This is a genomic window from Synechococcus sp. 8F6 (genome assembly GCF_002252665.1).
Taxonomy (GTDB): Bacteria; Cyanobacteriota; Cyanobacteriia; order PCC-6307; family Cyanobiaceae; genus Cyanobium_A.
This window is the reverse complement of sequence record NZ_NQKZ01000007.1, coordinates 57,901-76,208: the sequence shown is the minus strand read 5'-3', so window position 1 is coordinate 76,208 and position 18,308 is coordinate 57,901. Positions and strand designations below refer to the sequence as shown.

At 66.0% G+C, this 18,308-nt stretch carries 23 protein-coding genes and 1 tRNA gene; 15 read left to right on the top strand and 9 right to left on the bottom strand.

Annotated elements, in window-relative coordinates; all coding sequences use genetic code 11:
* Window positions 1–33: 33 nt before the first annotated feature.
* The 6 genes from ftsH to CJZ78_RS14410 all read left to right on the top strand — a co-directional run bounded on the left by ftsH (window position 34) and on the right by CJZ78_RS14410 (window position 5,031).
* Window positions 34–1,914: an ATP-dependent zinc metalloprotease FtsH gene (gene ftsH / locus CJZ78_RS07015; protein WP_094560184.1), complete on the top strand. Its 1,881-nt coding sequence runs from the start codon at window positions 34–36 to the stop codon at window positions 1,912–1,914.
* A gap of 54 nt (window positions 1,915–1,968) precedes the next feature.
* Complete coding sequence (argF, locus tag CJZ78_RS07010; protein ID WP_094560183.1) at window positions 1,969–2,922, top strand: ornithine carbamoyltransferase; 954 nt, start codon at window positions 1,969–1,971, stop codon at window positions 2,920–2,922.
* Between the two features lie 134 nt (window positions 2,923–3,056).
* Window positions 3,057–3,695, top strand: a complete 639-nt coding sequence (lexA, locus tag CJZ78_RS07005) for a transcriptional repressor LexA (protein WP_094560182.1) — start codon at window positions 3,057–3,059, stop codon at window positions 3,693–3,695.
* Between the two features lie 90 nt (window positions 3,696–3,785).
* Window positions 3,786–3,858: transfer RNA gene (locus CJZ78_RS07000), tRNA-Ala, on the top strand.
* Between the two features lie 147 nt (window positions 3,859–4,005).
* The gene (locus tag CJZ78_RS06995; protein ID WP_158217048.1) at window positions 4,006–4,821 is read left to right on the top strand and encodes a glutathione S-transferase family protein; all 816 of its coding nucleotides are present in this window, start codon (window positions 4,006–4,008) and stop codon (window positions 4,819–4,821) included.
* Window positions 4,822–4,896: 75 nt separating this feature from the next.
* Window positions 4,897–5,031, top strand: coding sequence for a gamma-glutamyltransferase family protein (locus CJZ78_RS14410; RefSeq protein WP_233128557.1), 135 nt, complete (start codon window positions 4,897–4,899; stop codon window positions 5,029–5,031).
* Here the strand turns inward: CJZ78_RS14410 and CJZ78_RS06990 are convergent.
* The 4 genes from CJZ78_RS06990 to chrA form a co-directional block, all read right to left on the bottom strand.
* The gene (locus CJZ78_RS06990; protein ID WP_233128556.1) at window positions 4,998–6,335 is read right to left on the bottom strand and encodes a chloride channel protein; all 1,338 of its coding nucleotides are present in this window, start codon (window positions 6,333–6,335) and stop codon (window positions 4,998–5,000) included. The two genes, CJZ78_RS14410 and CJZ78_RS06990, sit on opposite strands and share 34 nt — an antisense overlap.
* A gap of 120 nt (window positions 6,336–6,455) precedes the next feature.
* Complete coding sequence (locus CJZ78_RS06985) at window positions 6,456–6,680, bottom strand: malate:quinone oxidoreductase (RefSeq protein ID WP_094560180.1); 225 nt, start codon at window positions 6,678–6,680, stop codon at window positions 6,456–6,458.
* 153 nt (window positions 6,681–6,833) lie between these two features.
* Complete coding sequence (locus CJZ78_RS06980) at window positions 6,834–7,544, bottom strand: hypothetical protein (protein WP_094560179.1); 711 nt, start codon at window positions 7,542–7,544, stop codon at window positions 6,834–6,836.
* A 793-nt stretch (window positions 7,545–8,337) separates the two neighbouring features.
* Window positions 8,338–9,696 (bottom strand): chromate efflux transporter, encoded by a 1,359-nt coding sequence (gene chrA / locus CJZ78_RS06975; RefSeq protein ID WP_094560178.1) that lies wholly within the window; start codon window positions 9,694–9,696, stop codon window positions 8,338–8,340.
* A gap of 55 nt (window positions 9,697–9,751) precedes the next feature.
* Here chrA and CJZ78_RS06970 point away from each other — a divergent pair, with 55 nt between their 5' ends.
* Both CJZ78_RS06970 and CJZ78_RS06965 read left to right on the top strand, forming a co-directional pair.
* Window positions 9,752–10,183 carry an Rrf2 family transcriptional regulator gene (locus tag CJZ78_RS06970; protein ID WP_094560177.1) on the top strand — a complete coding sequence of 144 codons (432 nt, stop codon included), beginning with the start codon at window positions 9,752–9,754 and terminating at the stop codon, window positions 10,181–10,183.
* 4 nt (window positions 10,184–10,187) lie between these two features.
* Window positions 10,188–10,367: a hypothetical protein gene (locus CJZ78_RS06965; RefSeq protein ID WP_094560176.1), complete on the top strand. Its 180-nt coding sequence runs from the start codon at window positions 10,188–10,190 to the stop codon at window positions 10,365–10,367.
* Here CJZ78_RS06965 and CJZ78_RS06960 read toward each other — a convergent pair.
* From CJZ78_RS06960 to CJZ78_RS06950, 3 genes are read right to left on the bottom strand one after another with little or no spacing between them, the layout of a single operon-like run.
* Window positions 10,364–10,690, bottom strand: coding sequence for a hypothetical protein (locus CJZ78_RS06960; protein ID WP_233128555.1), 327 nt, complete (start codon window positions 10,688–10,690; stop codon window positions 10,364–10,366). The genes CJZ78_RS06965 and CJZ78_RS06960 overlap by 4 nt on opposite strands.
* A gap of 41 nt (window positions 10,691–10,731) precedes the next feature.
* Window positions 10,732–11,529, bottom strand: coding sequence for a fatty acid desaturase (locus CJZ78_RS06955; RefSeq protein WP_233128554.1), 798 nt, complete (start codon window positions 11,527–11,529; stop codon window positions 10,732–10,734).
* Window positions 11,526–12,479: an orange carotenoid-binding protein gene (locus tag CJZ78_RS06950; RefSeq protein ID WP_094560174.1), complete on the bottom strand. Its 954-nt coding sequence runs from the start codon at window positions 12,477–12,479 to the stop codon at window positions 11,526–11,528. The genes CJZ78_RS06955 and CJZ78_RS06950 overlap by 4 nt, the downstream gene beginning before the upstream one ends.
* 124 nt (window positions 12,480–12,603) lie before the next feature.
* Here CJZ78_RS06950 and CJZ78_RS06945 point away from each other — a divergent pair, with 124 nt between their 5' ends.
* The gene (locus CJZ78_RS06945) at window positions 12,604–13,254 is read left to right on the top strand and encodes a class I SAM-dependent methyltransferase (protein ID WP_094560241.1); all 651 of its coding nucleotides are present in this window, start codon (window positions 12,604–12,606) and stop codon (window positions 13,252–13,254) included.
* 95 nt (window positions 13,255–13,349) lie between these two features.
* Here CJZ78_RS06945 and CJZ78_RS06940 read toward each other — a convergent pair whose 3' ends face one another.
* Window positions 13,350–13,493 (bottom strand): chlorophyll a/b-binding protein, encoded by a 144-nt coding sequence (locus tag CJZ78_RS06940; protein ID WP_094560173.1) that lies wholly within the window; start codon window positions 13,491–13,493, stop codon window positions 13,350–13,352.
* A gap of 514 nt (window positions 13,494–14,007) precedes the next feature.
* Here CJZ78_RS06940 and CJZ78_RS06935 point away from each other — a divergent pair.
* The 3 genes from CJZ78_RS06935 to CJZ78_RS06925 are packed head-to-tail and all read left to right on the top strand — an operon-like array spanning window position 14,008 to window position 15,075.
* On the top strand, window positions 14,008–14,178 hold the full coding sequence (locus CJZ78_RS06935) for a DUF2811 domain-containing protein (protein ID WP_094560172.1): 171 nt from the start codon (window positions 14,008–14,010) through the stop codon (window positions 14,176–14,178).
* Window positions 14,179–14,233: 55 nt separating this feature from the next.
* Window positions 14,234–14,623: a CrcB family protein gene (locus CJZ78_RS06930; RefSeq protein WP_094560171.1), complete on the top strand. Its 390-nt coding sequence runs from the start codon at window positions 14,234–14,236 to the stop codon at window positions 14,621–14,623.
* Window positions 14,620–15,075, top strand: coding sequence for a CrcB family protein (locus CJZ78_RS06925; RefSeq protein WP_094560170.1), 456 nt, complete (start codon window positions 14,620–14,622; stop codon window positions 15,073–15,075). The genes CJZ78_RS06930 and CJZ78_RS06925 overlap by 4 nt, the downstream gene beginning before the upstream one ends.
* On the opposite strand, the gene CJZ78_RS06920 is transcribed toward CJZ78_RS06925, so the two are convergent.
* Window positions 15,000–16,475 (bottom strand): apolipoprotein N-acyltransferase, encoded by a 1,476-nt coding sequence (locus tag CJZ78_RS06920; RefSeq protein WP_094560169.1) that lies wholly within the window; start codon window positions 16,473–16,475, stop codon window positions 15,000–15,002. The two genes, CJZ78_RS06925 and CJZ78_RS06920, sit on opposite strands and share 76 nt — an antisense overlap.
* Window positions 16,476–16,523: 48 nt before the next feature.
* On the opposite strand from CJZ78_RS06920, the gene CJZ78_RS06915 reads away from it, so the two are divergent.
* The 3 genes from CJZ78_RS06915 to CJZ78_RS06905 all read left to right on the top strand — a co-directional run bounded on the left by CJZ78_RS06915 (window position 16,524) and on the right by CJZ78_RS06905 (window position 18,290).
* A complete protein-coding gene (locus CJZ78_RS06915; protein ID WP_094560168.1) occupies window positions 16,524–16,880 on the top strand; it encodes a phasin family protein in 357 nt (118 codons plus the stop codon).
* A 68-nt stretch (window positions 16,881–16,948) separates the two neighbouring features.
* Window positions 16,949–17,590 carry an FKBP-type peptidyl-prolyl cis-trans isomerase gene (locus CJZ78_RS06910; RefSeq protein ID WP_094560167.1) on the top strand — a complete coding sequence of 214 codons (642 nt, stop codon included), beginning with the start codon at window positions 16,949–16,951 and terminating at the stop codon, window positions 17,588–17,590.
* A 100-nt stretch (window positions 17,591–17,690) separates the two neighbouring features.
* Window positions 17,691–18,290, top strand: a complete 600-nt coding sequence (locus CJZ78_RS06905) for a superoxide dismutase (protein ID WP_094560166.1) — start codon at window positions 17,691–17,693, stop codon at window positions 18,288–18,290.
* The last annotated feature ends 18 nt before the right edge of the window (window positions 18,291–18,308 follow it).

The following is an 18,308-nucleotide window of genomic DNA, read 5'->3' as shown; positions in this document are numbered from 1 at the left end:
GCCTAGCTTGGAGTCACCTTTGGCTGCCGCACCATGGCGATCCGCCAGGACGACAACCGCCCCAACCGCCGCTTCGGAATCATCAACCTGGTGTTGATCGGCTTCGGCGTGCTGCTGCTGTTCAGCAACTTCCTGCCCAATCCAGCCGCCCAGGTGCCGCGGGTGCCCTACTCGCTGTTCATCGACCAGGTGAACGACAGCAACGTCAAGCGCGCCTACATCACCTCCGACCAGATCCGCTACGAGCTCAAGGAAGCCTCTGAGGAGGGCGCACCCACCGTGCTCTCCACCACGCCGATCTTCGACATGGATCTGCCCCAGCGGCTGGAGCAGCACGGGGTCGAGTTTGCCGCCGCGCCGCCCCAGAAGCCCAGCTTCATCACCACGGCCCTGAGCTGGGTGGTGCCGCCGCTGATCTTCATCCTGGTGCTCCAGTTCTTCGCCCGCCGCCAGATGGGCGGCGGCGCCCAGGGGGCCCTGAGCTTCACCAAGAGCAAAGCCAAGGTGTACGTGCCCGATGAGGAATCCCGGGTCACCTTCGCCGATGTGGCCGGCGTGGATGAGGCCAAGGCCGAACTCGCCGAGATCGTCGACTTCCTCAAGAAGCCCGAGCGCTACGCCGCGATCGGCGCCCGCATTCCCAAAGGCGTGCTGCTGGTGGGCCCTCCCGGCACTGGCAAAACCCTGCTCTCCAAGGCCGTGGCCGGCGAGGCGGAGGTGCCCTTCTTCATCATTTCCGGCTCCGAATTCGTGGAGCTGTTCGTCGGCGCCGGCGCGGCCCGGGTGCGCGATCTGTTTGAAGAGGCCAAAAAGAAGGCCCCGTGCATCATCTTCATCGACGAACTCGATGCCATCGGCAAGAGCCGTTCCGGCTCGATGGGTGTGGTGGGCGGCAACGACGAGCGCGAGCAGACCCTCAACCAGCTGCTCACCGAGATGGACGGCTTCACCGGCCAGGACAAACCGGTGATCGTGCTGGCGGCCACCAACCAACCGGAAACCCTCGATGCCGCCCTGCTGCGTCCGGGTCGTTTCGACCGCCAGGTGCTGGTGGATCGCCCCGACCTGTCTGGTCGCAAGTTGATCCTTGACATCTACGCCAAGAAGGTGAAGCTCTCGAGCAGCGTTGACGTTGACAAAATCGCCCAGGCCACCAGTGGCTTTGCCGGTGCCGACCTGGCCAACCTGGTGAACGAGGCGGCCCTGCTGGCGGCCCGCGCCTACCGCACCGAGGTGGAGCAGGCCGACCTCAACGAGGCTATTGAACGTGTGGTGGCTGGCCTGGAGAAGAAGAGCCGGGTGCTCCAGCCCGATGAGAAACGGGTGGTGGCTTATCACGAAGTGGGCCACGCGATCGTTGGCCACCTGATGCCCGGCGGCAGCAAGGTGGCCAAGATCTCGATCGTGCCCCGGGGCATGAGCGCCCTGGGCTACACCCTGCAGTTGCCCACCGAGGAGCGCTTCCTTAACTCCAAGGAGGATTTGGAAGGGCAGATCGCCACCCTGCTGGGCGGCCGCAGCGCCGAGGAAATCGTGTTTGGCGAAGTCACCACCGGTGCCGCCAACGACCTGCAGCGCGCCACCGACATCGCCGAGCAGATGGTGGGCACCTTCGGCATGAGTGAAACCCTCGGCCCCCTGGCCTACGACAAGCAGGGCGGCGGCCGCTTCCTCGGCGGCGGCAACAATCCCCGTCGCTCCGTCAGTGATGCCACCGCCCAGGCGATCGACAAGGAAGTGCGCACCCTGGTTGACAACGCCCACGACAAAGCCCTGGCGATCCTGCGCCACAACCGTGAACTGCTGGAGAGCATCTCCCAGCAGATCCTGGAAAAGGAGGTGATCGAGGGAGACAACCTCAAGGAACTTCTGGCCAGCAGCGTGCTGCCGGAGGGGGCCGGGGTGCCGGCCTGAGGCCTTGACGCCGGGGCACCTGATCACGGATAAGGGTTCTTTAGAGATGCAGCCATGGCTGCCATCAACGGATACCCGGCCCTGGCTGAGCTGCGCGGCAGGGATCTCCTCTCCTCCGCCGACCTGAGCGCCGAACAGACGCTGAGCATGCTGCGGCTGGCCGCCGACCTCAAGGCCGGGCGCAGCCACATCAATCTCGACGGCAAGACCCTCGGCCTGATCTTCACCAAGGCCTCTACCCGCACCCGGGTGAGCTTTTCGGTGGCCATGGCGCGCCTCGGCGGCCAGACCCTCGACCTCAACCCCCAGGTGACCCAGGTGGGCCGGGGCGAGCCCGTGGCCGACACGGCCCGGGTGCTGAGCCGCTACGTGGATGCCCTGGCGATCCGCACCTTCGCCCAGGAAGAACTGGCGGACTACGCCCACTGGGCCTCGATCCCCGTGATCAACGCCCTCACTGACCTGGAGCACCCCTGCCAGGCCCTGGCCGACTTCCTCACCCTGCAGGAGGCCTTCGGCGAGCTGGCTGGTCTCACCCTCAGCTACGTGGGCGATGGCAACAACGTGGCCCACTCGCTGATGCTCAGCGGTGCCCTGCTGGGTGTGAACGTGCGCATCGGTTGCCCCAAAGGCTTCGAGCCCGACGCCGCGGTGCTCGACCAGTCCCGCGCCCTGGCAGCGGCCCACGGCAGCAGTGTGGAGGTGCTGCATGAGCCGGTGGCGGCCGTGCGCGGCGCCCATGCTCTCTACACCGATGTGTGGGCGTCGATGGGGCAGGAAGAGGAAAAGGCGGAGCGGGAGCGGGCCTTTGCCGGCTGGTGCCTGAACGAAGAGCTGGTGGCGGAGGCCGATCCCCGGGCGATCGTGCTGCACTGCCTGCCGGCCTATCGGGGCCTGGAGATCAGCGCCGGTGCCATGGAGGGCAGCGCCAGCCGCATCTTCGATCAGGCCGAAAACCGCCTGCACGCCCAGCAGGCCCTGCTGGCGGCGCTGCTGGCCGAGCCCTGAACCGGATGGCGGCACGCTCCCGTCGACTTCGCCGGTTCCATCCCTGTCGCCCAGCCTTTAAGCGAAATCCGCCCGCGACAGAGCTGGACAAAGCGCCCACGAGGCGGTACATCTGTATCAGCGACGCCAACCCGGTGCCCCAGCCTGCTCATCAAGGCCATCACGACACCCAGCAAGAGCTGACCACGGCCCAGCGGGAGCTCTACGACTGGCTGGCCGACTACATCGGCGCCCACCGCCACAGCCCCTCGATCCGCCAGATGATGGAGGCCATGGGGCTGCGCTCGCCGGCGCCGATCCAAAGCCGCCTGCGCCACCTCCAGCTGAAAGGCTGGATCACCTGGCAGGAGGGCCAGGCCCGCACCCTGCAACTGCTGGGCGGCATGGCCAGCGGCATTCCGGTGCTCGGCGCCGTGGCCGCTGGTGGCCTGGTGGAAACCTTCGACGACGTCCAGGAGCGACTCGATTTGGCCCCGGTGCTCGACACCCGCGGCCTGTTTGCCCTCACGGTGAACGGCGATTCGATGGTAGATGCCCACATCGCTGATGGCGACGTGGTCCTGCTGGAGCCGGTGCCCGACCCCAGCCGCCTCAAGGCCGGCACGATCGTGAGCGCCCTGGTGCCAGGCAGTGGCACCACCCTCAAGCACTTCCACCGCAGTGGCGCCACGGTGACCCTGGAGGCCGCCAACCCGGCCTACGAACCAATCGTGCTTCCCGCAGACCAAGTGACGGTGCAGGGCAAGCTGGTGGCCGTCTGGCGCCAGGTCTGAACAGGCAGCGTTGTAAGCTCATCTAGCGCGCGGCAAGGCCCACGGGCCAAAGCGAGACGACCAGCGTCATTGCTGCCAAAGCGCCTTTTCGGGGCCATAGCTCAGCTGGTAGAGCACCTGCATGGCATGCAGGGGGTCAGCGGTTCGAATCCGCTTGGCTCCATCGAGAGAACCCAGGCCCAGCCTGGGTTTTTTTGTGTGTGCTGCATCGGAGCGCATGGGGCGCTTTGAGCCAAGCCACAGCCCCAACGTGGTGAGCCTGGCATTCAGGAGCCCCGTACATCACACTCAGGTCGATCTGGAGAGACCCGTGCTGGAGCTGTTTCATGCTGCCCCCTCCTACTACTCGATGGTGGCGCGGTTGGCACTGGCAGAAGCGGGGGTGGCGACCATCAGTCGACTCCTGGATATCCACATCGCCAAGCAGCAGTTGAGCGATGCCTACCGCCAGCTCAACCCCCATATGACGGTGCCCACGCTGCGTGGCCCCGGACTGCTGCTGACCGACAGCGCCGACATCCTCGCTTTCAGCGCTCACCAGGCCGGCGCGAATTGGCTGGATGCTGATGCGGGGTTGGCGCCAGCGATTGACCAGGTTGTAACTGACCACTACGCCATTTCGATCGAAAACCTCACCTTCAGCAAGTTGCTGGTGAGCAAGCCCCTGCTCCTTCCAGTTGTGAAGAGGGTGCTAGGGGGCCTGAGCCGAAGCCTTGAGGCCAGGGCGGAGCAGGCAGCTGACGGTGGCGCATCCCTGCGGGCCAAAGCCCAGCAGGATCGTGAGCGGTTGGCGACCTTGACCGATGTGCCACCAGCCCAAACCTTGAAATCCATGCGCGAGCAGGTGCACGCTTATCTCTGTGCTCTGCCAGCACCACAGTTTGGAGCAGGCCTTTTTGGGGATCGTCTTAGCCGGGCCGACATCGTGGTGGCGGTATTACTGGCTCGTCTCAGCATGACCGACGAGCTCCAGCTGCTCGAACGGGACGATATCCGTCAGTGGTGGCAGCACTTCCAAACAAGAACAGGGTTTCAATCAGCCAACATTTGGACCCGTTTTCAGAAGCGCAGCTTTGTGCAGGCCGTCATCGCAGCCCGCCACACCCCGCTGGTCATCCACGATTAGACATAGCTCCACGGCAATGCCAGGAACGGTTCACAATCTAAGCCGCAACTGAAGATTACCGGCGACGCCAGCTACGTGTGCGCCGTGGATCCGGAGGGCAACGCCCACCCCCATGGGCTCACCGAGATCCTGGTGAACGCCCTCGATCGGGGCATGAATCCCCAGCAGGCCGTGGATCACCGGCTCGATGGGGTCGCGCTCGGGTTCTGAGGGGCGCTGGGCTTCGCCTCCAGCAACACCCGCACCTGGTGGTCGTTCCAGCCCTCGCCGCGCCAGCGCTCGCCCAGGGCCGCCGCAATCGCGGCCACCAGCAACAACAGCGGCAACAGGGCCGGATCCCCCTGCAGGGTGAACACAAAAGCGGCGCAGAACAGCGGCGCGCCATGGGCAGCGGCGAACAGGGCCGTGGCCCCCACCGCTGCCAGCTGGGCCAGGTCGTTGCTGGTGAGCCCTGGCAGGCCCTGCAGCGGACTGATCAGCAGGGCGCCGAGGCTCATGCTGTCGTGCATCAACCCCCCGGGGGCCCCCAGGGCAAGGCTGAGCACGCTGGCCAGCAGGCGCCACAGCCAGAGGAGCGGTGATCCCACGGATTCACCACTCAGGGCCGCCGCCAGCGACAGAGAGCCGTCGTTGAGGCTGAGGCCGCCACTGACGAACGCCAGCAGCGTGAGGCTGGCGGCCAGCAGCAGGGCACCCAGCAGCAGCCGCTTGGCCAGCAGGCGTTTCACCCAGGCGGCTGCAGGCAGCAGCAAGCGCACGAACAGGCTTCCTCCAGCGGCTCCCACCAGGGTGAGCAGCACCACCCAGCCCCACAGCTCCGGTGCCAGGGCTCCGAGATCCAGGCCCGGCAGACGGGCCGGCTGGCCCGTGGTGGTGGCCAGCAGGGTGCCACTGCCCGCCAGCAGCAGCGCTGGCAGCACCAGCGGCAGACCGCTGCGCTGGCCCAGCTCTTCCAGGCCATAGGCCACCCCCAGCAGGGGGGAGCGAAACGCCGCCCCCAGCCCGGCTGCGCCGCCGATCACGGCCACCAGTTGCGGCGGAAGGGCAGCCAGCAGCTGAAAACGAGGCCAGCGCCGGCGGATGGCCAGCAGCACGCTCGCCCCCAGCGCCACCGAGGGCGACTCCACCCCCACCGCCAAGCCGCCCAGGTGGGTGAGCAGCATCAGGGGCAGCCGCCGCAGCTGGGTGGCGAGGCTGAGCTGTTGCAGCCAGAGCGCCTCCCGGGCAGTGCGCTCAGCCTGGGGTGCGCGATCGAGGGCCAGCAGCGCCGTCGTGCCGCCACCGCGGCCCGCGGCCAGCGGCCCCCAAGCCAGCAGCACCAGCAGGCTCGTGGCCGCAAACACCACCACGCAGCCGAGTAGCGGCCGGGGTTGAGCCGCCAGCCAGAGCCCCCGCTGCAACAGGAAGCCCAGTTCTGAGAGGGCCTGATAGGGCCACATCAGCAGCCCAAACAGCAGCCCTAGCAGCAACCAGCCAGCCAGGGCAACCGCTGCCGGAGCACGAACCGGAGTCACGGGACGGCCACCGTGCCATGCCGCGCCTGCTTCCAGCGCTGGAAGCAGGCATTGCCGGGATCGAGCACCAGGGGTTTGGACAGGTCGATCAGCGTGCCTCCTGGGTCGAATCAGTACAAGTCAAGCATTCTGCAAACCAAGGATCTCAGCTGTTTCAGCGCGCACCTTGGTCAACATCGCCGCATCCTGTTTGAGATCGTGCCCATGGGAGGGAATGATTTCGCGCATCTTTGCTTTCCAATCGCCGATGAGCCCATCACGCAGGACCGTTTCAATCATGCTGACCATGATGTAGGTGGCCGTGGAAGCGCCAGGCGAAGCTCGGATTTCAGAGGAGTTGGGCATCCAAGTGGTCACCCTCTACAACTAGATGGAAGCTTGGCAGTTGCAGGGAGTGCTGCCGACAAATTCATGGTGGCGCTGAAGACTGCTGGCCTCAATGCCAACGAACTCAGCTCGTATTGCCAGTAGTGGGGTCTATACCAAGAGCAGATTGGCTCAGTTTAGGGAAATCAGCAGCATGCGGGCACTGCACTGATAAACCAATGTTTCCAGCCCAAGTGCCAGTGATGAATAGGGGTGCCCCAAACCAGTGTCGCTGTTGCTCGCCAGGGTATCGAGACCACTCTCAATGATGCGCTGCTGCTGGATCACGCGCGGATCGCACAGATTGATCGGCACGGGCCGCTCCACCCAACGCTCGGCCAGCTCAAGCGGAATCCGGCCTTTGCTTTCCCAGCCAATGGTTTGAACCAGGCGCTGGGGATTGAGGTTGAACAGCAGGCCATTGAAGTGGTCGGTTTCCACTTCATAAGCCTGACCTGGGAGGTAGATGGCCTGATGGCCGGCCCGATCAAACCAATCGCGTCCCTCAATCCGATAACGCGTGCCACCTTGATATGGAATCCCAAGGGTGCTTTCGCTGTAGTCCTCGGTGCTGGCGACCAAGGGCACATAGGCAGCAGCACTGACGGCCATGTCGCCGGCTAGCAGTAAGGAGGCTTTATGGGCAAACGCCTGATGCTTCTCCCGGGGCTCAAAGCAGGTGAGGTTGACCGTCAGACCAATCTCATCGGCCAGGGCCTCGCTTTCGAAGCGCATCTCGGCTTGGTCGTTGGCAAAGGCGAGACGCTGCAGCTCCAGCCACTGGCGTTGCTTAGCTAGCGGTGCCTTGGGGTCAGGCGCGGAAGCAGCAGTGGCGAAATCCATACCAGGGGCAATGGCGCCCTCAAAGAATGGGAAGACGCGAGAGCATTTTATAGATCCACCAATCCCAAAAGCACGTCACGCTGCCCGAGAGTCAAGACGTAACAAATACCCGGCAGGCGCAAAACCCGTTTCAATTCGCAATACATCGATAGTAATATTTAGCCATGAGCCACGAGCCCGTGTGGTGCGGAAGACTAGGGCCAGCGTGGGGCCATCGAGGCATCACCCTTTGGATGGAACTCGGCGACACGATCGGACCAAAAGGGTGTACCCATCGCAGCGGTGAGGCCAGCGGTCGTTGATCACAAAGATCCCGCTGCATTAATATCCAGAAAAGGTGACTTCAATCTCGCCAAGCTTGATGTTATGAATCAAGCAGTGAAATGACAAGAATTCCCATATTGCCAGATCCAATCACCGGCAGCACCGGCGAAAAGGCCGCCAAAGTGCAGCAACGCGGCAAATGACGATCAGTTTCGCAGCAAGAGCAAGACGACATTCTTTGAGAGGCTAAAGCGGCAGCAGCGAAAGCTGGCATGCGCCCTCCTACTTTTCACCAGCCTGGCTCCATCGACCATCGCAAGCGCTGAGCGAGTTTGAGCGCTCCCTCAAGCGGAATCCCAATCGCTTCCGTGGGATTGACGGCGCCGCGCAAGCCACGGGTCATCCTCAGGCCGCCCGTGATGACTACGGGAAACTATTGGCCCTGGCCACCGGATCCGACACGGAGCGTGCTGAGCCCAAGCAGGCCAAGGCCTTTCTGTCGAGGCGATGAGGCGTTGGCTTGGCGCGCTCAACGCGGGGCCAGCAACTGCATCAACACACCCAGGCCTGCGGCCACACCAATCAGCTGCAGCACACTCCAAAGCCATCGCACCAGAGCCAGCATCGCCAGCCCGGCGACGAGAGCCGCCGCGGCATCGAAGCGCCCGGCTGGCCAGAGCACCGGGCCCGCAAAGAACAGGGCCAGGCTGGCGATCACGCCCACCACCGCAGCGGTGATGGCGGTGAGGGGTGCGCCGATGCGGAGGTTGTCTCGGCTGGCCTCCACCAGCGGGGCGCCAACCAGGATGAAACCGAAGGAGGGCAGAAAGGTGAACCACACGGTCACCAGGGTGGCGGCCACAGCCCCGGCACCGGTGGTCCAGCCGCCCATGAAGCCCACGAAGGCCACCACCATGATCAGCGGCCCCGGCGTGGTCTCCCCCAGGGCCAGGCCGTCAACCATCTGGGCCGCCGACAGCCAGCCAAACTGCTCGACCGCCCCCTGGGCGACGTAGGGAAGCACCGCATAGGCCCCGCCGAAGCTGAGCAGGGCCACCCGCGTGAAGAAGCGGGCCATCAGGGGCAGGGTGCCATTCCAGCCGGCCATTGCGGTGAGCATCGCCAGGGGCAGGATCAGGGCCAGCGCCCAGATCAGCAGGGTGCGGGCCAGGCGTCGCCGGTTGAAGCGGGCGTGGGCTGGCGTGGGCGTGTGATCGCCATGGATGGGCTCAGGCTGCAGCAGCGCTTGGGCCGGCCCTGGCACCAGCCCTGCAACGGCCGGCCCCAGCGGCGGTGGGAGCAGCAAGGCCTCGGGACGCCAGCGGCCAACCAAGGCACCCGTGAGCGCCGCCACACCCACCACCAAGGGATAGGGCAGACCCAGCACCGCAAGGGCCAAAAAGGCAGCCAACGCAATGCCGGCGAGCCAGAACGAGCGCAGCGCACGCCGACCCAGCCGCCAGGCCGACACCACCACGATCGCCAGCACCGCTGGCTTGAGCACCGCGAACACCGCCACCAACAGGGGCAACTGGCCCCAATGCACGTAGACGCTGGAGAGCAGCGTCAGCACCAGCACCGAGGGCAGCAGGAACAGCCCTCCGGCAATCAGGCCACCAGGCACGCCGTGCATCAACCAACCCAGATAGGTGGCGAGCTGGGTGGCCTCCGGCCCCGGCAGCAGCATGCAGTAGTTGAGCGCGTGCAGATAGCGCCGCTCGCTCAGCCAGCGGCGGCGTTCCACCAACTCACGGTGCAACAGGGCGATCTGACCGGCGGGTCCACCGAAGCTCACCACCCCAAGCTGGAGCCAGAAGCGGCTGGCATCGGCCAGGCTCACCGGAGCAGGGCCCACCTGACGCTGGGGATCCACGGGGTCAGCTGCCATTGCATCCATACCACCGGTCTTGGGCTGACACAATGACGGTTGTCCATCCCCGGCCATGGGCTTCAGCGCCAAGACCGACTATGGACTCGTCGCCCTGATGGAGTTGGCGGCAGCTTATCCCTCAGGCACCTTGGTGCAAAGCGGGGAGATCTGCCGGCGCCATGGCATCCCAGAGCGCTACCTCGAGCAACTGCTCACCGACCTGCGAAAAGTCGGCCTGCTGACCAGCATCCGCGGCCCACGAGGGGGCTTTCAGCTCGCCAGGGATCCCGACTGCATCACCGTTGCCGACGTGGTCAATGTTCTGGAAGGGAGCCGCAACAGCGAGCGGCAGGGCGATCCTGGCGACGCCACGTTCCTGGTGCTGACGGCCCTTGAGCAGAAACTGGAGCAGGCCCGAGAGACTTTGCTCGCCTCCACCTCACTGGCCCAGTTGTTGCGAGAGCGGGATGCCCTCAGGCAGCCACAGCCGATGTTTTACATCTAAGCCCATGCCCGATTCCGACGACTGGCCCAACGACCAAGGTCGGCCCTGGGGGCTGCGTCTGCTGGCGCTGGTGGGGGCCCTTGCCTTTGTGATGCTCGGCATCAACAGCCTGTTGCCGGTGCTCCAGCAACCCATACCGCTACCGCTGCCGACGCAGCCCAAGCGGGGAGACAGCAGGGCCTAAAAGCGAGACATGGCCTCGATCTTGGCCAGTTTTTCAGCGTCCAGACCCGCCAGTTCGTCGATCTGTAGCAAGCTTTCCTTCACCAAACTGGCAAACACAAACAAAATGCCGTCGAGGCGGAAATCAAACCGCCCTTCAATCGTGTGCCGCTCGATGCTGAGAAAATCGTGGAGCTCCCACACGGTTTCGGCAGAGCCCAGCGCCACGGCCTGGGCCTGCACCGACGCCACCAATTGGTCAACAGCCCTGCCGTAGGCGCGGTCAAAGGCCTCGCGGGCGACGGCCTGTTCCGATTCCGTCCATCCCTCCAGCATGGTCTCCATCATTTGATTTAAGCGCCCTGGCAGGGACGCTAGTCGGGGGTTCAGGCTGCCGCGAGCCCTGGGTCCCGCCGAGACGGGCGGGCGCGGCGGTGTTGGGCTGGCAACTCGAACCAGGCGAGATGCGGGCTGTCGTGGTGCTCGCGGTGGTAACCGAAGTGAAAACAGGCCAGCAGCGAAAGCCAGGGGGGCAGATCGAGGCTGTCGGGCTGGGATTGCTGGTGCGGCAACCGCTGGCGCCGGTGTGGCAGATAGGTGCCGAACACAAACAACTGCAGCGAACTGAGCAGCAGGGGCAGGGTGCAGAACAGCAGCACGTTGATCCAGGCCGCGGGGTGGATCCGGCCGGCGATCAACGCCAACAAGCCCCAGCCGCCAAGCAGCCGCATCATCTGGCCCGCTGAAAGGTAACCAGCCATGAAGCGCCGGTACCAACCCAGCGTTCCGGCGCGGGGATCGCCATGGAAATCGGGATCATCCGCGCTGGCGGTGAACCGGTGATGGCTCTGGTGATTGCGGCGACAAGCCACATAGGGCAAAGCCGCATAGAGCGCCAGGGCAACGACACCAAGGCGATCATTCCAGCCCCGCCGCTCCAACACCAGCACGCCATGCATGGCGTCGTGACCAACGATGAACAGGCCGGTCTGCAGCCAGGTTCTCCCCAGCGTGGACACCACCACCAGAGCCACCAGGGCCGCCCCGTGCAGCCGACTCAAATCAAGACTGAGCAGCCCCAGCAGGGAAGCGAGCCAGGCGAGCAAGATCACTGTGGCGAGCAGCAGACCGCGATGGGTGGTGGTGGTCAGACGGCTTTGGCTGGGGCACAAAGCCCTGCTCAACGGCCCAGCTTCAACAACTCAGCCGGGGAGGCCAGCAGGTCGATGGCCACGAAGTAGATCTTGCCCTCGGGATTGAGCAGGAAACGCCAGGCCACGTTCATGCCGATGCCGGCGCCAAACCAGGGGGTCTGGACCTTGCCCGTGACCTTGATCTGGGTGAAGTCTCCCTCGGTGGGCTCAGCAAAACCGCGCTCAGGCAGGAGCTTTAGGTTTTGGCAGTCTTCGCGGAAGAAGCGCAGGATGGCGTCGCGACCGACGATCGGCTTCTGGAAGGGGGGCTGCAGGGCGCCGTCGGCCAGGAACAGGTCGATCAGGTTGTCGAAGTCGTTGGCGTTGAGCTGGTCCATGTAGCTGTTCACCGTGGGGTTGATCACCCCCTCGATGAACACGCGCTTGCGCTGCTCCTCGGGCGTGGGAGCGGCAATCGGCTCCATCACGCGCTGGCCTTCGCCCTTGGCGGGGTCGTAGCCCATGTCCACCACGAAGTTGCGCAGCAGGGTGATCTGCTGACCCTGATCCACGCCCTTGACCGAGCTCAGCACGGCGGAGGCGTTGGCCGAGAGCTGGTAGCCCTCGGGGATCGGCGCCACCAGGCCGGCGGCCATCCAATCACCCAGCTGATACCAGAAGCCCAGCTTGATATTGACCGACCAGCAGGAGTAGGTGCGGCCGATCTGGGTGTCGGTGCGGTTGGCGAGCTCGCACATCACCGCGCTCTGCTCGGCGAAATTCATCGCCTTGATCTGGTTGAGCACGGGCTCGGCAAACTGCATGCGCGCAGCACCAGGGGCAGCAACGGTGATGGTGTTGCCCATCTCGAGGTAGGCGTACCAGATCAGCGCCAGCTGGTCTTCGGCGCTCAGCAGCCGAAAACGGGCCGTGATGGCCGGCACAACGTCGGCCGACATAGTGTCGGGAAAGATCTGGGTGGCTTTCTCAAGCGTGAACATGCGCCGTCGCTCCCAATTGTTAAAGAGATTTGCAAACTCTAGCCTCACAGGGTCCCGCCTGGTAAGGCGCATCTGATTTGCGGCCCGGCCCACCTAGACCGTGCCCCCATCCGCTCCCGTGCCTGTGCCTGTTCCCGTGCTGAGCGACGCTGATCGCGACAAGCTCGATCGCTCCGACGACGCCCTCTTCTACGCCGATCCGCGGTTCGTGCATCACCTTGATGCCAGTTTCCGGGCACGCCTGACCAGCCTGTATCGCGAGCGGATCCCGCCTTGCGCGGTGGTGCTGGACCTGATGAGCAGCTGGGTCAGCCATCTGCCCGAAGAGCTCTCCTACCAGGAGGTGATCGGCCACGGCCTCAACGCCGAAGAATTGGCGGCCAACCCCCGGTTCGATCGCCACTGGGTGCAAAACCTCAACACCGAACAGGATCTTCCCCTGGCCGATAACAGCGTGGATGTTGCGCTGATCGTGGCCGGCTGGCAGTACCTGCAGCAACCGGAAGCGGTGGCCGCCGAACTGCTGCGGGTGGTGCGGCCCCGGGGCGAGGTGATCGTGGCCTTCAGCAACCGGATGTTCTTCCAGAAAGCCCCCCAGATCTGGACCGAGGGCGGCGACCGCGACCATCTGGCCACCGTGGCGAAGGTGCTGCTGGCCCAGGGCTGGTCGAAGCCCCAGCTGCTGGCAGAAGAGACCCCGGCTCCAGGGGTGCTCGGCTGGATCGGCGGCAAGGGCGATCCCTTCTTTGCCGTGATCGCTGCCAAGGCGGAGTGAGCGACTCCGATCAGACCGGCAGGCTCTGAATCAGCACAAAAAAGCCCGACCAGCAGAGCTGGCCGGGCTTTTCGTTAGGTCGAAGCCCGAGGGGCTCAGCCCAGACCCACCTGGCCCAGGATGCCCTGGCCGGTGAGCAGCTCGGTGCCGAGGCCGATCACGAAACCGAGCATGGCCAGGCGACCATTCCAGGTTTCAGCGAAGGCAACAAAACCGAAACGGGAAGCGGAATCAGCCATGGATGTTCGTTGGTTACGAAACTTGACGTAATCGTAACAGATCTTGAAGCAGCTGGTGGTGGGTGCATCTGGCCCCGGCCCCCGGTGATGAGCGCTCCTGCTGACCCGCCTGGGATTGATCACCACTGCTGAGCAGTGATCTTTTCCCCAGGCCGGGTCGCTTCTCCCCAATCTTTAGAGGCCTTTTCCACAGGGATGGAGAGGCGGAAGGGCCCCGTCCATCACCCGTCTGAGTCCGGGGATGGGGAAAACGGGCCGGCCCCTTGACGCTTCTGCGCAGGCGACTTCCGAGCGCGCGCCAAACTGGAAAAAAGCCCGAAAGTGCCTGTGGCCCGGGCCTGGGGTCGGTGGGTCTTGCCGGACTCGCCTGTTGGGACGCCCTTTGACGGCGGAGCCAGTGGCGTGGCCTGATGGGGGCTCGCTCAGGGCAACGCCTCCATGCTCCAGATCCCGGACCACCCCCCCCAACTCCGTCTCGGTCGAAAACCAGTTTCCGGAAGACCTCTACGACGCGATGCGGGAGTTTGTCCGGCTGCATCCCCAGTGGGACCAGTACCGCCTGATGCAGGCCGCCCTGGCCGGCTTCCTGTTCCAGCACGGCTGCCAGGACCGCGTTGTGGCCCGCCACTACCTCGATGGCCTGTTTCGCCGCCAGGATCCGACACCCTTACCAACCCTGCCTTGAGCGAGGCGACCCCAACACCCAGAACTGCAGACTGATGGGGCACCAGTGCTGAACCATGGCCGCAGGAGCTCCAGGAGCTGACGCCCTGCTGGTGGCCATCGGCGCTGTCCCGGGCGCCTGGCTGCGCTTCCGGGTCGTCGATCACCTCGAACCGGTGCTGCCCAGGCGGCACTGGGGCACCTTCGGGGTCAACCTGATTGCCTGTTTCGCCCTCGGCCTGATGGTGGGCCTGGAGCAGAGTTGTGGTGATGCATCCCGCCGGGTGCTCCTGTTGATCGGCACCGGCTTTCTGGGCAGCTTCAGCACCTTTTCCACCTTCTCGGCCGAATTGCGGGCGGAGCTGGTGGCCAGGCATTGGCGCGAAGCGGCCGTGCTGGCCGGGGGCTCGGTGGCCGGCGGGCTGCTGGCGATGCTGACGGGCCTCTCCCTGGGGGCCGAGACATGAGCACCACCCCCGCCCGCAGCCTCCGTGGCGACCTGCGCGATCTAGCCCTGGTGGCCGCCGGAGCGATCCCCGGGGCCCTGCTGCGCTGGCGCCATGAGGCCATCGGCACGGCGGAAGTCGGCGGCCTGCGCGGCTTGGTGGGAGCCGACTTCATCGCCAACATGCTGGGCTGCCTGCTGCTGGGCCTGGTGCTGGCCCAGTCCGTCCGGCGCAAGCGGCTGATGCTGTGGGCCGGCATCGGCTTCTGCGGATCCCTCACCACCTTCTCCTCCTGGATGCTGCAACTGGCCCGGGCCCTGCGGGCTGGCGAAGCCTGGGACAGCCTGTTGGTGCTGGTGGCGAGCCTGCTGGGCGGCCTGGTGCTGGTGGCCCTGGGTCACGCCCTCGGCCGCCGCTGCCACGCCGCGGCTCCGGCGAGCAGCAGCAAGGGAGCCTCGCCCCAGCGGTCGTAGGGGGTGAGGGTCTGCAGGCGGGGCACGGCAAACACGCCCGTGGCTGGCCGACCCGCTGGCAGGGAGGCCACCACCCGGCCGCGGGCATTCACCAACAAACTCGGGCCAGTGTTGGCCGCACTCACCAGCCAGCGGCCCGTCTCAATCGCCCGCAGCTGGGCCAGGGCCTGAAACTGTTGCTGCAACAGCGCGGGATAGGGGTCGAGGTTGGCACTGGCCAGCAACCAGCCCGCCCCAGCGCGGCTGGCGGTGGCCAGGGCGGCACCATCGGAGAGCTCGTAGCAAATGGCCCCGGCAATGGCCCCCGCTGGCCGGGGCAGGAGCCGCGATGCCGCTCCCGGCTCGATGCCGCCCACGGCCGACAAACCGCTCCATCGCCCCAGCCCCGCCAGGGGAACCCATTCCCCCAAGGGCACGAGCCGATGCTTGTCGAGCCAACTGCTGGCCTGCTGCTCCCCCGGAGCCATGCGCAGCAGGGCGCTGCGCTGCTGCGGCTCCCCGGCCACCTCCTGCCAGCGGAAACCACCACTGATCAGTTCGACCGGCACCGGCGCCGCCAGCTCAGGCTCGAGCCCCAGGGCCCCCTCGGGCAGCAGCACTGCATCCACCCGGCGCTGTTGCGCCTCCGCCAGCGCCGCCGTTAAGCGCTGCTGCAACCGCTGCTGCTGGGCCCACTGAAACTTCTGGCGCGTGGGGATCGCCGGCTGCAGCACCAGCACCCGCTCCACGCCGGAGCTGGTCTGCCCCGCAGGCAGGCCTAGGGGCAGCGCCGCCAGCACGGCTGCACCGAGGCCATGGCTCAGAAGCACGCCAGCAGCGGTGGCAGCGATCCAGGCCCGGGGCTGGGGCACCGTCGCGCAGCGCCACAGGCCCCAACCGATCAGCAGCTGCAAGGTGGCCAGCAGGCCGCTGCCGCCGAGGGCGGCCAGGCCTGCCAGGGGTCGGTCGCCGGGGAGCGCCGCCGCTCCCAACCCCAGCCAAAACAGCGGCCCCTTGGCCAGCAGCACCTCCGCCAGCCCCCAACCGGCGCTCAGCAGCAGGGCAGTGCTCAACCGGCGGGGGTCGAAGCGCTGGGCCAGGGCCACCCAGAGGGCCACCAAGCCAGCCCCCGCCAGGGCGCAGATCGCCAGCAACAGCACGGCCAGGGGAAAGCTCAAGGGGCCCGGCACGCCGATCCAGTCGAGGGGGTGGAGCCCCAGCAACCAGCGGTGACTCACCAGCACGGCCGCCCCTGCCCACAGGGCCCCGCCCCGGGCCCCGATCGCCGAGCCCGGCAGGGCCCACAGCCCCGCCAGGGCCAGCCAGAGCAGCGGCGGCAGCCCCAGGGGGGGTAGCGCCAACCCCGCCAGCAGCCCGGACATCCCGGCCAGCCACCACCCCCCTAGCCGGTCATTGCCCATGGCCAGTGAGCGTAGGAAGCGCCAAGGTGAAGAAGGACGATTGCCGCCATGGATCCGAACAACCCGCTCCAACAACTGCTGCTGCGTGGCCTCGGCACCACCTCACTGGTGTCGGAGCGACTGCGCACGGTCACCCAGGCCTGGGTGCGCAGCGGCAAGCTCGATCCCAGCCAGGCCCCAGCCCTGGTGGACGACGTGCTGAAGGCCCTACGGGGCGAAACGCCCGAACTGGAGCAGCAGGCCGAGCGCCAGCTGGAGCGCAACAAAGACCAGCTGCTGCAGGATTTGGGCCTGGCCCGGCAGCGGGAGCTCGATGAACTGCGCGGCCGGATTGACCGTCTGGAGCGGGGCCTGCGCCAGCAACCACCAGCCCAAGCCCCCCCCGAAGTGGACATTCCCGACTGAGACAGTCCCGACTGAAGGGAGCACGCCAGCCGACTGCCCGGCAGAATCGGATCAACCTGCGGGGTCCCATGCGCGACATCCTGATCAGCTCGGCCGTGTGTGTGGCCTGCCTGCTGCTGGCCCTGGTGAGCCAACTGGTGAATCCCACCACCGTGCAGGCCGCCAACCCCGGTGGCGCTGCCGAAGCGGCCGTGCTGTCCAGCCCAGCTCCAGCCAACGCGCCGGCCAGGCCGGCCGTGACCAGCCGCTTCGAACTGGACCCCGACGACCCCAACCCCACCCTGTTTGTGATGGCCAGCGACAACGACCAGACCAGCGGCGCTGAGATCGCCCAGGCCAGCGGCCTCGGGGGCGAGCTCAACGCTCCCAAGGAGCGCACCACCCCCAGCGGCCTGCGCATCACCGATCTGGTGGTGGGCGATGGCGCCGAAGCCGTGGCCGGTGAAACGGTGGTGGTGAACTACCGCGGCACCTTGGCCAACGGCAGCGAATTCGACAGCAGCTACGGCCGCGGGCCGTTCTCCTTCCCCCTTGGCGGTGGCCGGGTGATTCAGGGCTGGGATGAGGGCGTGGCCGGCATGAAGGTGGGCGGCAAGCGCAAGCTGGTGATTCCCCCTGATCTGGCCTACGGCGAGCGCGGCGCCGGCGGCGTCATTCCCCCCAATGCCACCCTCACCTTCGAGGTCGAACTGCTGCGCATCGGCGGCTGAGCCGCAGAACGCAATCGTTAAGATGCCTACTCTGGTTGGTGGGTTGCGCTGATTCTGTGCTGCGCCAATCCACCCTGCCACCTTCCTTTGTTTCCCATCCATGGCCCATACGCTGCCCGCGCTGCCCTACGGCCTCGATGCGCTCGAGCCCAACATCTCCCGCTCCACCCTTGAGTTTCACCACGGCAAGCACCACGCCGCCTACGTGACCAACCTCAACAACCTGGTGGCCGGCACCGACCTGGACGGCAAGAGCCTGGAAGACACCATCACCTCCGTGGCCGGCGATGCCAGCAAGGCCGGTGTGTTCAACAACGCTGCCCAGGTGTGGAACCACAGCTTCTACTGGCAGTGCATGAAGCCCGGTGGCGGCGGCCAGCCCAGCGGCGCCCTCGCCGACAAGATCAACGCTGACTTCGGCAGTTTTGAAGCCTTCGTCGAGCAGTTCAAGACCGCCGGCGCCACCCAGTTCGGCAGCGGCTGGGCCTGGCTGGTGCTCGATGGCGGCACCCTCAAGGTCATCAAAACCCCCAACGCCGACCTGCCCCTGGCCCACGGCCAGAAGGCCCTGCTCACCATGGATGTGTGGGAGCACGCCTACTACCTCGATTACCAGAACCGCCGCCCCGATTACATGACCACCTTCCTCGAGAAGCTGGTGAACTGGGACTTCGTGGCTGCCAACCTGGCTGCTGCCTGATCCCCACATGCTCGGCTG

What these genes read in the sequence shown, in the direction of transcription:
- ftsH (WP_094560184.1), top strand. Translation starts at nt 34, where the DNA reads ATGGCGATCCGCCAGGACGACAACCGCCCCAACCGCCGCTTCGGAATC.
- argF (WP_094560183.1), top strand. Translation starts at nt 1,969, where the DNA reads ATGGCTGCCATCAACGGATACCCGGCCCTGGCTGAGCTGCGCGGCAGG.
- CJZ78_RS06985 (WP_094560180.1), bottom strand. Translation starts at nt 6,680, where the DNA reads ATGCCCAACTCCTCTGAAATCCGAGCTTCGCCTGGCGCTTCCACGGCC.
- CJZ78_RS06980 (WP_094560179.1), bottom strand. Translation starts at nt 7,544, where the DNA reads ATGGATTTCGCCACTGCTGCTTCCGCGCCTGACCCCAAGGCACCGCTA.
- chrA (WP_094560178.1), bottom strand. Translation starts at nt 9,696, where the DNA reads ATGGCAGCTGACCCCGTGGATCCCCAGCGTCAGGTGGGCCCTGCTCCG.
- CJZ78_RS06970 (WP_094560177.1), top strand. Translation starts at nt 9,752, where the DNA reads ATGGGCTTCAGCGCCAAGACCGACTATGGACTCGTCGCCCTGATGGAG.
- CJZ78_RS06965 (WP_094560176.1), top strand. Translation starts at nt 10,188, where the DNA reads ATGCCCGATTCCGACGACTGGCCCAACGACCAAGGTCGGCCCTGGGGG.
- CJZ78_RS06960 (WP_233128555.1), bottom strand. Translation starts at nt 10,690, where the DNA reads ATGGAGACCATGCTGGAGGGATGGACGGAATCGGAACAGGCCGTCGCC.
- CJZ78_RS06950 (WP_094560174.1), bottom strand. Translation starts at nt 12,479, where the DNA reads ATGTTCACGCTTGAGAAAGCCACCCAGATCTTTCCCGACACTATGTCG.
- CJZ78_RS06940 (WP_094560173.1), bottom strand. Translation starts at nt 13,493, where the DNA reads ATGGCTGATTCCGCTTCCCGTTTCGGTTTTGTTGCCTTCGCTGAAACC.
- CJZ78_RS06935 (WP_094560172.1), top strand. Translation starts at nt 14,008, where the DNA reads ATGCGGGAGTTTGTCCGGCTGCATCCCCAGTGGGACCAGTACCGCCTG.
- CJZ78_RS06930 (WP_094560171.1), top strand. Translation starts at nt 14,234, where the DNA reads ATGGCCGCAGGAGCTCCAGGAGCTGACGCCCTGCTGGTGGCCATCGGC.
- CJZ78_RS06925 (WP_094560170.1), top strand. Translation starts at nt 14,620, where the DNA reads ATGAGCACCACCCCCGCCCGCAGCCTCCGTGGCGACCTGCGCGATCTA.
- CJZ78_RS06920 (WP_094560169.1), bottom strand. Translation starts at nt 16,475, where the DNA reads ATGGGCAATGACCGGCTAGGGGGGTGGTGGCTGGCCGGGATGTCCGGG.
- CJZ78_RS06915 (WP_094560168.1), top strand. Translation starts at nt 16,524, where the DNA reads ATGGATCCGAACAACCCGCTCCAACAACTGCTGCTGCGTGGCCTCGGC.
- CJZ78_RS06910 (WP_094560167.1), top strand. Translation starts at nt 16,949, where the DNA reads ATGCGCGACATCCTGATCAGCTCGGCCGTGTGTGTGGCCTGCCTGCTG.
- CJZ78_RS06905 (WP_094560166.1), top strand. Translation starts at nt 17,691, where the DNA reads ATGGCCCATACGCTGCCCGCGCTGCCCTACGGCCTCGATGCGCTCGAG.